10 protein-coding genes are annotated in these 12,794 nt (G+C 61.2%); 9 read left to right on the top strand and 1 reads right to left on the bottom strand.

What is annotated here, in order from left to right; all coding sequences use genetic code 11:
* The first annotated feature begins 46 nt into the window (after nucleotides 1-46).
* From LOY50_RS13210 to LOY50_RS13230, 5 genes are all read left to right on the top strand, one after another.
* Nucleotides 47-625: a lecithin retinol acyltransferase family protein gene (locus tag LOY50_RS13210; protein WP_258691091.1), complete on the top strand. Its 579-nt coding sequence runs from the start codon at nucleotides 47-49 to the stop codon at nucleotides 623-625.
* A 95-nt stretch (nucleotides 626-720) separates the two neighbouring features.
* Entirely contained in the window at nucleotides 721-1,371 is a 651-nt protein-coding gene (locus LOY50_RS13215; RefSeq protein WP_018601909.1) for a response regulator transcription factor, read from the top strand.
* 167 nt (nucleotides 1,372-1,538) lie between these two features.
* A complete protein-coding gene (locus tag LOY50_RS13220) occupies nucleotides 1,539-2,801 on the top strand; it encodes a serine hydrolase (RefSeq protein ID WP_258691092.1) in 1,263 nt (420 codons plus the stop codon).
* A gap of 118 nt (nucleotides 2,802-2,919) precedes the next feature.
* Nucleotides 2,920-4,257, top strand: a complete 1,338-nt coding sequence (locus LOY50_RS13225) for an alginate export family protein (protein ID WP_258691093.1) — start codon at nucleotides 2,920-2,922, stop codon at nucleotides 4,255-4,257.
* 39 nt (nucleotides 4,258-4,296) lie between these two features.
* Nucleotides 4,297-5,400 carry a polyamine ABC transporter substrate-binding protein gene (locus LOY50_RS13230; protein ID WP_253474354.1) on the top strand — a complete coding sequence of 368 codons (1,104 nt, stop codon included), beginning with the start codon at nucleotides 4,297-4,299 and terminating at the stop codon, nucleotides 5,398-5,400.
* A gap of 68 nt (nucleotides 5,401-5,468) precedes the next feature.
* Here LOY50_RS13230 and LOY50_RS13235 read toward each other — a convergent pair whose 3' ends face one another.
* On the bottom strand, nucleotides 5,469-6,080 hold the full coding sequence (locus LOY50_RS13235) for a TetR/AcrR family transcriptional regulator (protein WP_253474357.1): 612 nt from the start codon (nucleotides 6,078-6,080) through the stop codon (nucleotides 5,469-5,471).
* Nucleotides 6,081-6,558: 478 nt separating this feature from the next.
* On the opposite strand from LOY50_RS13235, the gene gabP reads away from it, so the two are divergent.
* The 4 genes from gabP to LOY50_RS13255 all read left to right on the top strand — a co-directional run bounded on the left by gabP (nucleotide 6,559) and on the right by LOY50_RS13255 (nucleotide 12,703).
* Nucleotides 6,559-7,959 (top strand): GABA permease, encoded by a 1,401-nt coding sequence (gabP, locus tag LOY50_RS13240; RefSeq protein ID WP_214512255.1) that lies wholly within the window; start codon nucleotides 6,559-6,561, stop codon nucleotides 7,957-7,959.
* A gap of 307 nt (nucleotides 7,960-8,266) precedes the next feature.
* Entirely contained in the window at nucleotides 8,267-9,988 is a 1,722-nt protein-coding gene (locus tag LOY50_RS13245; protein WP_253474360.1) for a type I secretion system permease/ATPase, read from the top strand.
* A complete protein-coding gene (locus LOY50_RS13250; RefSeq protein WP_214512257.1) occupies nucleotides 9,981-11,351 on the top strand; it encodes an HlyD family type I secretion periplasmic adaptor subunit in 1,371 nt (456 codons plus the stop codon). Before LOY50_RS13245 ends, LOY50_RS13250 begins: the two co-directional genes overlap by 8 nt.
* Before the next feature lie 2 nt (nucleotides 11,352-11,353).
* A complete protein-coding gene (locus tag LOY50_RS13255) occupies nucleotides 11,354-12,703 on the top strand; it encodes a TolC family outer membrane protein (RefSeq protein WP_253474363.1) in 1,350 nt (449 codons plus the stop codon).
* Nucleotides 12,704-12,794: the final 91 nt, after the last annotated feature.

A 12,794-nucleotide genomic window follows, 5' to 3' on the forward strand; every position in this document is an offset into this window, starting at 1 on the left:
CAACCCCGGCGATACAGTGTTTTCAAGGGTTGCGGAGTCTCTTCTCATGAATAATCTAACTGCCCATGCCGTGGATGAGTTTTCATCACTGCGTTCCGTTGTGCTTATTTTCCTGGCACTGATGACAACGAATGTTTGCTATCGCTTGAGTGCGCCCACGTCCCTGGGTCAACTGCCGAAGGACATGTCGGATGTCTCATTGAAACCGGTCAACATCGAGCAAGCCCTGGGCAGCGTGCCCATAGGCGCCCACCTGGTCAGCCCTCGCCGGTTCTACCTGCATCACGGCATATACCTTGGCGGCGCAGAAGTTGCCCATTACTCGGGGTTCAGCGGTTCCCTCAAGTCGGGGCCTATCGAAGTGACCGATCTTGAGCATTTCGCCAAAGGCAAGCCCGTGTGGATAGTTGACGAGCACTGTGAATATTGCGCCGAAGAAGTGGCCCATCGGGCGCGTTCGCGACTAGGCGAAGACCAATACAGGGTCTTATCCAATAACTGCGAGCACTTTTGCAGTTGGTGCACCACCGGGGAAAGTTACAGCAGCCAGATCAATGCATACTTGCATCGGCCTCGTCATCTTTTTGCACTGATATCAGCGCTGCATCCCCAGCTCATTGCATAGCGCCTACATCACGGTTCGGGCCATTACTACCGTACTTTCCGGGCCGAGGCGCTGTGCTACAATTTTTTTCCGCCCACTCCCCAAGAGGATCGTGCATGAACGGCAATTCCCCATCCAATGACCCGAGCAGCAAGGATTCAATTGTGTTCGTGGTGGATGACGATGCCTCAATGCGCGATGCATTAAGCAACCTCTTGCGCTCGGTCGGCATACGCGTCGAGACGTTCGCCTCCACGGCGGACTTTCTCCAACAACCCAAGACCGAAGGTGCCAGTTGCCTGGTGCTCGATGTACGGCTTCAAGGTAGCAGCGGCCTGGACTTTCAACGTCAGTTGGCGGGGTCGAACGTCACTATCCCCATCATTTTCATCACCGGCCATGGCGACATCGAAATGTCGGTCAAGGCAATGAAAGCCGGTGCCGTGGATTTCCTGGCCAAACCCTTTCGTGAACAGGATTTGTTGGACGCGGTGTCAGCCGCACTCCAGGCCGACGTCAAGCGCCGGGCCGTCGAGGGTCAGCTTGCGGACCTGCATGCCCGCTACGAAACGCTGACGGCCCGTGAAAAAGAGGTGATGACGTTCGCAGCCAAAGGCCTGATGAACAAACAGATTGCCGGGCAGATGAACCTGAGCGAAATCACCGTGAAAATCCACCGCGGCCACGCGATGAAAAAAATGCATGCCAAATCCTTCGCTGACCTGGTGCGGATGGCGGAGTCATTAGGTGCCGGGCAGGGCCATTGAACAGAGCGACAGGCCTGCATGAACGCCAGTTCCTGGACTTGCGACGCCGCGCAGGCGGCGACGGTTAGCTAATTGCTGATAAAAAGATTTATTGACTAAAGAATTACATCGGGTAATTATTTCCCTGCATCTGCTTTCACGCAGAGTCATTTTGCAGGGGCAACCCGATGAATCAGAACACCGTGCCTTCACTGGCCAGTCTTTACGTCGAGACTCACGAATCGCCATTTGACGCACGCCTGGCGCCTTCGCTCATGCAAGGCTTTCCCGCCGAACCCCACCGCCGCGTCACCTGGCACAACTGGATGAGCCCACCGTTCAGCCAATGGGGTTTCCGCAACCTGGCGCGCTTGCGTCCTTCCATCGACGTGCAGGCCGGCAGCGGGCCGGTCAGCGCGTTCAAGCAGGCGTTCCAGCCGCTGGATGAGCTGCACTTCGACAGCGAGTGTGGCTTGAGCATCAGCGTGATCGATCACCTGGTCGCCAGCCAGACCGATGCTTTCCTGGTCCTGCAGGGCGACACCGTACTGTTTGAGCGCTACTTCAACGGCCAGCGTCCCGAGGACCGACACATCATGTTTTCGGTGACCAAGTCGCTGATCGGTGCCTTGGGCGAGCAACTGGTCTGCGAAGGCCTGCTGGACCCTACGTTGATGGCCACGCATTACGTACCGGAACTGGCGGGCAGCGCGTTCGGCGATGCGACCGTGCGCCAGTTGTTCGACATGGCGGTGGCCGTCGATTACAGCGAGGTCTATGAGGATCCGGATTCAGAGAGTTCCCAATACGGTTACGCCTGTGGTTTCCAGCCGGCACCAGCACAGTATGCGACCTTCGAATCCCTGTATCAGTACTTGCCCTCACTGAGGAAACGCGGCAGTCACGGCGGCTTTTTCCATTACGTGACGGCCACCACCGAGGCGTTGGCCTGGGTCATGGAGCGGGCGACTGGCAAGGCTTGTCACCAGTTGCTGCAAGAGGTCTGGAGCCAGTTGGGTTGTGAACGTGACGGCTACTTCCTGGCCGATCCCTGGGGCCGCAGCGTCGCCGGTGCCGGTTTCAGTGCGACCTTGCGTGACATGGCGCGCTTCGGTCGCCTGCTGGCCAACGATGGCCGCCAGGGTGGGACACAACTGCTCTCGGCCGAGGCCCTCGCCGGCATCGCCGCAGGGGCCGACCCGGCGATCTATGCCGCATGCGCCGATTTCTCGAGCTGGACCCCAGGCGCGTCCTACCGCAGCCAATGGTATGTCTTCAACGACCACAGCCAGGCGCTCATGGCCGGTGGCATCCATGGTCAATACCTGTTCATCGACAAACCGTCCGGCGTGGTGATCGTCAAGCAGTCGTCCCTGGGCGAGGCTGTCAGCCCATTCGACGGCGACAGCGTGCGCATGTTGCGCGCCATCGCGGCACACCTGACGCCCTGACTTCACCCGATAAACACAACAATTTTGCGTTCCGCTCACCTGGCCCCACCAGGTGTTGGCGCGGGTTTGCGCCGCCATTTACTGCCCTGTAACAACAATAATCACACAGGAGCTCCATATGGTTTCCATGATGCGTTTGTCCCGAACGTTCCTCGTGCTCGGGTTACCCTTGACCGCCCAGGTTGCCTGGGCGGGCTACACCTTCGAGGAGGGCAACCTCAAGGGCGAAGTCAACTTAACGGCCGGTGGCGCAGCCCTGTCCACCCGCAACGTCAATTTTGGCGGCGGCGTGGTGGACATGCGCAGCGGCAAGAATGGCGGCACGAAAATCGACTGGCAGGAGTTCTACGTCAAGCCGGGCATCAAGTTGGAATACGCCGTGCAGCCGGATTTCAGCCTGTTGGCTGGCGGCTCCCTGGTGGGCGCGACCACCTTCGGTGATGGCGATGCCGGTGGCTTCACCCGTAGCTCCGACGGCAAGGTGTCGACCGAAGAGTTCTATGGCGGTTTCCGCGCTGGTGAATGGACGGTCACCGGCGGTCGCCAGAACTACATGATCGGCAACGGTTTCATCGTGATGGATGGCAACCTCGACCAGTTGAACGACGGCGCCTACTGGCTCGCCCCACGCACCGCCTTCAAGGATTCGGCGGTGGTCGCCTGGGACCATGGCGCGTTGAAGGTCCAGGGCTTCAGCCTGGGCACCGACAGCGACCTGGGTGATTTCCGCATGAGTGGCGTGAACCTGGACTACAACCTCGACGACCAGGTGACGCTGGGCGCCACCGCGTTGAAGGTCAAGGCCATGGGGCCCAAGGGCAGCACGTTGCCGCGCCGCCGCGACGGCATGCAGGTGTACAACGTCAGGGCGTTGAACGCCAAGCTGCCGGGCATCGCGGACCTGACCCTCAATGCCGAATATGCCCTGGAGCGAGGCAGCGGCGAAGGCGTGGATTACGACGCCAAGGCCTGGTACGGCCAGGCGGATTACACCTTCGGCACGCTGCCGTTGACCCCGGTGATCGGCTACCGCTACGCGAGCTTTTCCGGCGACGACAACCTCACGGACAACCGACAGAAAGCCTGGGATCCGTTGAGCAAGGGCTTCGTCGACTGGAGCACCTGGCTGATCGGTGATGTCGTCGGCAACTACCTGCTGTTCAACAGCAACGAAAACGTCCAGCAGTTCTCACTCAAGACCCACCTCAACGAAACCCTTACGCTCGGTGCGATCCACTACCAGTTCTGGCTCGACGAAAAAAACTACATGGGCACCGCCGTCAGCGACAAACGGTTTGCCGACGAGAGTGTAGTCTTCCTGGATTGGGCGCCTTCGAAGTCGCTGTCCACCTCGCTGTCCTATAACTGGGTCAAGCCGATGGCAGCGGCCAAGCAAATCTTCGGCGACGACCGGAAATTCAGCGCGCTGGAACTCTACTTCACCTACCGCTATTAAGTGCCGCGAGCCTTCGCGGCCGCGCTGGAGTGTTTGATCATGCGTACATCTTTGCGTAATACCTTGTTGGGCGCTGTCGTTTCGATGCTGGTCAGTGGCGCAAGCCTGGCCGAAGAGCGGACGGTGCGAATCTACAACTGGATCGAGTACCTGCCGCCTGAAATCCTCAAGAGTTTCGAGGAGGAAACCGGCATCCGTCCCATCTACGATGTGTTCGACAGCGTCGAGACCTTGGAGTCCAAACTCCTGACCGGCAACTCCGGGTATGACGTGGTCTACCCGAGCAGTTCCAACGTCAGCCACCTGATTGCCGCCGGTGCCGTCCAACCCCTGGACCGCAGCCAACTGCCGAACTGGGAGCATCTGGACCCCGAGTTCATGAAGTCCCTGGAAGCGGTGGGCGACCCGGGTAACCGCTATGCGGCGCCGTACCTGTGGGGCACGACCCTGATCGGCTACAACGTCGACAAGGTGCGCCAGGTGCTGGGTGCCGATGTGCAAATGAACACCTGGGACATCCTGTTCAAGGAAGAGAACATGGCCAAGCTGGCCAGTTGTGGCGTGGGTCTGCTGGACGCCGCCAACGAGATCGTGCCCATTGCCTTGCACTACGAAGGGTTGGACCCCAACAGCGAGAAACGTGAGGATTACGCCAAGGCACAGGCAGCCATGCTCAAGGTTCGACCGTACATCACCTACTTCAATTCATCGCGCTATGGCATGGACCTGGCCAACGGTGAGATCTGTGTCGGGGTGGGTTGGTCCGGTGGGGTGGCCCTGGCCAAGCGACTGGCCGAAGACGCAGGGAAGGGGGTCAAGGTGGAGATGGCGCTGCCCAAGGAAGGCGCACCGATGTGGTCGGACGTGATGATGGTGCCCACCAATGCGCCTCATGCCAAGGAGGCTTACGCGTTCATCAACTACATCTTGCGTCCCGACGTCATTGCCCGGATCAGCAACAAGATCGGTTACCCCAACCCGAACAAGGACTCCACGACGCTGGTCAATGCTGAAATTCGCAACAACCCCGCCATGTATATACCGGACGAGGCGCGCAAGACTCTGTTCGCGTTGGAGCCGGTGCCGGCGGCGGTGGAGCGGATCCGCACCCGCACCTGGACCAGCATCAAGACGCATCGCTGATCAGTGTGACCCGGCGTTGCGGCGCCGGGTCCGTATCGGTGGAGTGTTCGTATCGGTGAAGTGTTCGCTCAGGCGCGCATGCCCAGGAAGAGCAATTCGGTGATACGTCGGACCTGGGTAGAGTGGGCCTCGATGTCCGGCTGTTCCTGGTTGACCAACCTGAACAGCTGCAAGTGCGAATAGTCGTTCAACAGGAAGGCGGCGAGGTCGACGTCGAGGTCGGCGCGCAGCTTTCCGGCCTGTTGCAATTCCCTGATCAGCCCACTGATTTCGGCCCTGAGCGCATCGTTCATGGCGCGATAACCCTCGGGCAGCCCGTTGTCGCCGCCAAACAGAATCAGCGGCAGCAACTCGCGCCAAAGGCTCGGATGCATGACCTCCAGCGCGTAACCGGTCAACAGTCGTTCCAGATAACACAGTGCTTCGACCGGGTCTTCGATTTCAGGGATCTGGTTGCGGGTGTCCGTGAGTGCGCGCTGGTCGGCGTCGTGCAGGATCTCCAGGATGATCTCCTGCTTGTTGCCGAAGTACTTGAAGACGGTAGGCGCCGATACACCGGCCTGGTTGGCGATCTGCTCGATGGTGGTGTTCTGGAAACCCTGGCGCTCGAACAGTTCGACCGCCGCCTTGCTGATGGCTTGGCGGCGTTCGGCTTTTTGACGTTCACGCAGTCCGCTCACGGGAGGTCCTTGTTGGAAAGCAGCGATTAAAGGCCTTGGTACACCAGCCCTGTGGGAGCGAGCTTGCTCGCGATAGCGTTGGATCAGTCGCATTGAAGTCGACTGAAATACCGCCATCGCGAGCAAGCTCGCTCCCACAGGGTTCCTGGTTAACAACAGACCGGGCATAGGCATGCAAAATACTTAACCCAGTAAAGTTTTTAAAGGGTTTATTTCATGGCTCTCCCTCAAGGACGGGGCTGAATGCCGCGATCCAGACGCCTGGCATGAGGCAAAACGCCATTCCTACTTGGCGAAATCAGGCACGGGGATGGCGCGTTCAGGTAACTAACTCGGGAGGGAAGACAGGTAACGTGGCGCGACTTTTCAACGGCCATGCACACGTTCGCGACGGGGACCGTCTTCAGGAGAGGATGAAATCACAAGCACCGACCGTCCCTAAGCGCGTCTCAATGTTCGATCACAAGAGAATAAGAAAATGACCAGCCCCAGCTTCAAGGATTCGAACGGCCATTTGGCACAGGGCTTCAAGCCTCGTCACGTCACCATGCTGTCTATTGCCGGAATCATCGGTGCGGGTCTGTTCGTGGGATCGGGCCATGCCATTGCCGCCGCCGGCCCGGCCGTCATGCTGGCCTATCTGTTCTCCGGGCTGTTGGTGGTCCTGGTCATGCGCATGCTGGGCGAGATGGCGGTTGCCAATCCGGACACCGGCTCCTTCTCCACCTATGCCGACCAGGCCATCGGACGCTGGGCAGGCTTCACCATCGGTTGGCTCTACTGGTGGTTCTGGGTGCTGGTGATTCCCATCGAAGCGTTGGCCGCCGGTCATGTGCTGAACCAGTGGTTTCCCGCCGTTGATGCCTGGCTGTTCGCCTCGGTGTCGATCGTTCTGTTGGCCGTGACGAATCTGTTCAGCGTGTCCAAATACGGCGAGTTCGAGTTCTGGTTCGCCATGGCCAAGGTCGTGGCAATCATCGGCTTCATCTCCCTGGGTTTCGCGGTGCTGATGGGGTGGATTCCCGAGCGTGAAGCCAGCGGCCTGAGTCGCTTGATGGAGGAGCATGGCGGGTTCGCCCCCAATGGCCTGTCGGCGGTGGTGGGCGCGTTCATTACCATCATGTTCAGCTTCATCGGTACGGAGGCAGTGACCATCGCAGCAGCCGAATCCGATAACCCTGCGCAGAACATTGCCAAGGCCACCCGTTCGGTGATCTGGCGCATTGGTGTGTTCTACCTGCTGTCGATCTTCGTGGTCATTTCCGTGGTCCCCTGGAACGATCCGCTCCTGGCTTCAGTGGGTTCCTACCAGCGGGCGCTGGAGCTGATGAACATTCCCCACGCCAAATTCCTGGTGGACGTGGTGGTGTTGATCGCCGTGGCCAGTTGCATGAACTCCTCGATCTACATCGCCTCGCGGATGCTGTACTCCCTGGGGCGCCGCGGCGATGCGCCAAAGGCACTGAAGGTCACGTCCTCGGCCGGTGTGCCACGGTCGGCGGTGATTGCCAGTACCGTGCTGGGCGCGGGTGTCACCTTGTTCAGCTACTTCATGCCCGCCGGCCTGTTCCAGTTCCTGCTCGCCAGCTCCGGCGCGATCGCCTTGCTGGTGTATCTGGTGATCGCCATCTCGCAACTGCGCATGCGCCGGATGTTGCAACGGCAGAATATCGAGCTGCCTTTTCGCATGTGGTTGTTCCCCTGGCTGACGTGGTTGGTCATCGTGTTCATCTCGGCGGCGCTGGCGGTCATGATGGTCACGCCCGAGCACCGCAGCGAGGTCAGTACCACCCTGGGCCTGGCGCTGATCATTTCCTTTATCGGCCTGGCAACATCGCGGCATTCGCCCCAGCCTGAGAGCGTCGCCTCCCTCGGTTAGCCTGTCATTTCTGCCCTGTTGACGTCACGTTACTGGCGTCAACAAAACCGCCTTTTCAGCCCATTCAGGACGCAAAAACCTCCGTCTTGAAGCGCGGCCCGTCCGCCTGTCACCCACTTGCAAGCACACCCCTGCAAACCGGCACTAACCCGCGCCTGCGTTGTCAGTAATTGGCGCCTGTAGGGATGAGGATCGCCCCTGATAACAGCACGCCAGCTGGATTAGTTTTTTCTCGATCACTCTCGGGAAAAAAGCCTTGCGATGGATTGCGTCCTGGACCGACCATTTCTCTTGCAGGCGATTTCCCATGGGGTTTCTACTCGATCCGCGTCATGACATTGATGCTGCCTTATTGAGCTACCGCCGGGTGTTCTGGGCGCTGGCATTGTTCAGTGGCGTGATCAATCTGCTGGTGCTGGTGCCGTCGCTCTACATGATGCAGGTCTACGACCGGGTCCTGACCAGCCGCAACGAAACCACCTTGTTCATGCTCACCTTGATGGCCCTGGGGCTGTTCATGTTCAGTGCCCTGATCGAGTGGGTCCGTGGCGAGGTGATGATTCGCATGAGCGCGGGGCTGGACGAAGCCTTGGGCGAGCGGATTTTCGACGCCGCTTTTGCCCGCAGCCTGCGCGAGCACAACGCCAACCCGGCGCAGGTGCTCACCGACCTGGCGACGTTGCGCCAGTTGATCACCGGGCAGGGTTTGATCGCGTTGCTCGACGCCCCTTGGCTGCCGATCTTCCTGCTGGTGGCGTTCATCTTTCATCCCTGGTTCGGCGTGCTGACGCTGGTGCTCGCCCTGGTGCTGATCGGCTTGGCGCTATGGGGTGAACTGGCGACGCGCACGCGCCTGGGCGAAGCCAATCGCCTGGGGGTGCAGTCGTCGATCTATGTCAACAGCACGCTGCAGAATGCCGAAGTCATCCAGGCCCTGGGCATGCTTGGACCATTGCGCCAGCGCTGGAGCTTGTTGCAGCAGCGCATCATTGCCGCCCAGGCCCATGCCAGCGACCGCGGCGCGCGCATCACCTCGGCGACGCGGTTCGTGCGCATCTCCGGGCAGTCCCTGTCCCTGGGCCTGGGAGCCTTGCTGGTGCTCGAAGGCCAACTGTCGGCGGGCATGATGATTGCGATGTCGCTGTTGCTGGGGCGGGCCCTGGCGCCCGTGGAAATCGCCATCGGCTCGTGGAAACAATTCAACGCCGGGCGCCAGAGCTACCAGCGCCTGAGCCAACTGCTGGCCCAGCACCCGCGCGAGCGCCTGCGCATGCCGTTGCCACCGCCCACCGGCGCGGTGCGCCTGGAACAGTTGTATGTCGGTCCGCCAGGTGCTTCGCAGCCGATCCTGCGCGGGATCAATTTCAGCCTCGCCAAAGGCGATGTGCTGGCGGTGGTCGGGCCCAGCGCCAGTGGTAAATCGACACTGGCGCGCGCCTTGGTCGGGGTCTGGCCGGCCATGGGCGGGTCGGTGCGGCTGGACGATGCCGAGATCAGCCAGTGGTCCCACGACGCCTTGGGTCCCTACCTTGGATACCTGCCACAGGACATCGAGTTGTTCGATGGCACGGTCGCCGACAACATCGCCCGCTTCGGTGAGCAGGACGCCGACAAGATCATCGCCGCCGGGCGTCATGCCGGCATCCACGAAATGATCCTGCGCTTTCCCAAGGGCTACGACACGCCGCTGGGCCCTGGTGGGCTTGGCTTGTCCGGTGGGCAAAAACAACGCCTGGGCCTGGCTCGCGCGCTCTACGGGCGGCCATCGCTGATCGTGCTCGATGAGCCCAACTCCAACCTCGATGAAGCCGGAGAATTGGCGCTTGTGCAGGCCATCAGTACGCTCAAGGCGGCTGGCAGTACCGTGGTGTTGATTACCCACCGTCCCAACGTACTGGCGGTGGTCGATCACATCCTGGTGCTCAAGGACGGTACTCAACAAGCGTTCGGCCCTCGGGACCGGGTGCTCAAGGCATTGATGCCGGGGCCGAGACCGGCCGCGGTCAGGGAGGCGGGCGGCGATGCGTGATCTGACTCCGGGGGCGCAAGCGTATAGCGAGCAAGGGCTGAGCGTGCGCAGCACCACGACGCTGCCCAGCGCCAGCACCGACGCCGGGAGCGCGGCGCGTTATGGCGTGGGATTCCTGGTCCTGACGCTGGGCGGTTTCCTGCTCTGGGCCTGCCTGGCGCCGCTCGACCAAGGGGTGGTAGGCAGTGGCACCGTGGTGGTGGCGGGGGAGCGCAAGGCCGTGCAGTCGCTGGTCGGCGGAGTAGTGGAAAAGCTACTGGTCAGCGACGGCGACCGCGTCACCCAGGGGCAATTGCTCGTGCAGCTCAATACGGTGCAGGCGCAATCGCAACTGGACGTGACCCTGGGCAAGCTTCTCAATGATCGCAGCATCGAAGCGCGCTTGATTGCCGAGCGCCTGGGCAACGCCGAGATCCAATGGCCCGCGGACCTGCTGGCCCACGCCGACGAACCGCGAGTCAAGGCGGCCATGGCCTTGCAGAGCCAGTTGTTCATCACCCGCCGCGCGGAGCTGGGCAGCCGCTTGCAGATCATCGAGCACGAAGCCGCGGCCTTGCAGCAGCAATTGCTTGGCTACGAAGGCGTCAAGCGCAACTACGACGCGCAGATGCGCTTCCAGCAGCAGGAGCTCGAAGGCCTGCGTGATTTGGCCCGGGAGGGCTACGTTCCGCGCAACAAACTCTTCGAGGCCGAGCGCAACGCAGCCCAGTTGGCGGGGCAGATCGCCTCGGGGGTGGGTGATGTCGGCAGGACTCGCCAGGCGATCAACGAAAGCCGGCTCAAGGCCTTGCAGGCGCAGCAGGAGTTCCGTCGCGATGCCGAAACCCAGCTCAGCGAAGTCTCGGCCGAGGCCGCCGGTTATGCCGATCAGATTCGTGCCTTGCAGTTTGAAGTCGACAACGGTGCGATCCGTGCGCCGGTGGCCGGGCAAGTCATGGACGTGAGCATTCATACCGTCGGCGGTGTGGCACAGGCCGGCCAGACCCTGATGCAGGTCGTGCCGCTGGATGCACCGATGGCGATCACCGCGCGTTTCGAGCCGCTGATGGCCAACAAACTGCGCCCGGGCCTGCCGGTGCATGTGCATTTCACCGCGCTGCAACGGGTGGATACGCCGACGGTGACCGGCACGGTGACGACGGTGTCGGCGGACCAGTTGATCAATGAGCAGACACACCAACCGTACTTCTCCGCCAAGGTCGAGATTCCCGCCGACACCGTGGTTGCGTTGCAGAGCGCCGGCCTGCTGGTGCGCCCGGGCATGCTCGCCGACGTCACGGTGGTGACGGGCGAGCGCACCTTGATGAATTACCTGATGAAGCCTTTGCGTGAACGCTTGCTTGCAGCCTTCAAGGAGGAATGAGCATGGTCGATCGTTGTCGCTACCGTTTGCGTGTATTGCTGAGCCTGTGTGCGGGTTGGGCGGCGCTCAGTCCGGTGTGGGCCGCTGAGGGAGGCCTGAGCCTGACCGCCGCCTATGATGCCTCGCGCCTCAACGATCCGACCGTGCAGTCGGCTGCCCACGCTTTTGAAGCTTCGCGGCATGAAGAGGACATCGGGCGTGGCGGCCTTTACCCGCAAGTGTCGCTAAGCTCGCGCTACGGCTACGGCGGGCGGACCGACGGCGGTGACGACAACACCTACGTCAACAGCAACGATTACCAGGCGAACAACGTGACCCTGGCGGCGCAACAGCCACTCTACGACAAGGCACGCTGGGCGGCGTATCAGGAGGGCAAGGCGCGCGGTCAACTGGGCACCCAGGTGTTCGATGTGGCCGGCCAGACCCTGTATGACCGGGTGGCGAAGGGGTATTTCGATGTCGCTCGGGCCGAGAACGAGATCAAGTTGATCGTCCAGCAGAAGAGCGCCATCCAAGGTTTGGTCGTTCAAAGTAAAAAGCTTTATGAAGGCGGCCAAGGCGCGATCACCGATATCGACGAAGCCCAGGCGCGGCTCGACCTGGTGCAAGCCCAGGAGGCTGAAGCCCAGGCGCGGCGCGTGGCGGCGTTGCGGGCCTTGTCCGGGCGTGCCAGCGTGCCCATCGATGACATCCTGCCGATGCGCGAAGAACTGGCCGCCGGTAGTCCGATCCCGCCGGAGCAGGATTTGCCGTACTGGACGGCGATTGCCCGTGAAGCCAGCCCCGAGCTGGCTGCCCGGCTGGCGGCGGTGAAAGTCGCCGAGGCCCAGGCTGACAGCCAGCGCGCCGGGCATTATCCAACCTTGTCGCTGACCACCCAGTTGACCCGCCGGGAAACCCGTCAATACCAGGAACTCGACCCGCGCCAGGACACCTACTACGTGGGTGTGCAATTGGATATTCCGTTGTACCGCGGCGGGGCGGTACGGGCCTCGGTGGCCAAGGCCGAAGCGCAACTGGCCGGCGCCCAGTCCGACTACGACGTGCAACGCCAGCAACTGGCCGAGGATATCGAGACCGATTACCTGGGCGTCGTCGCCGGGTTTACCAAGAGCAAGGCGATGCAGCGGGCGGTGGAGTCGAACCAGCGAGCACTGACCTCGACGGAAAAAGGCTTCCAGGGCGGTGTGCGCTCCACGGTGGATATTCTTGACGCGCAGCAGCGGCTGTTCCAGGCCCGTCGAGACCTGCTCAATACCAAGCTCGACATGCTGCAAAGCTATGTGAGCCTGCACACTCACACTGGCCAGATGAATCGTGCGGTGCTGGAGCAGGTACAAAGCTTGTTCTAGACCATCAGTGCTCAAGTTTGCACTTATCCCTGTGGCGAGGGAGCTTGCTCCCGCTGGGCTGCGATCTTTTGATCTTTCACTTAACACTCAA

It is taken from the genome of Pseudomonas sp. B21-010, assembly GCF_024749325.1.
Lineage (GTDB): Bacteria > Pseudomonadota > Gammaproteobacteria > Pseudomonadales > Pseudomonadaceae > Aquipseudomonas > Aquipseudomonas kilonensis.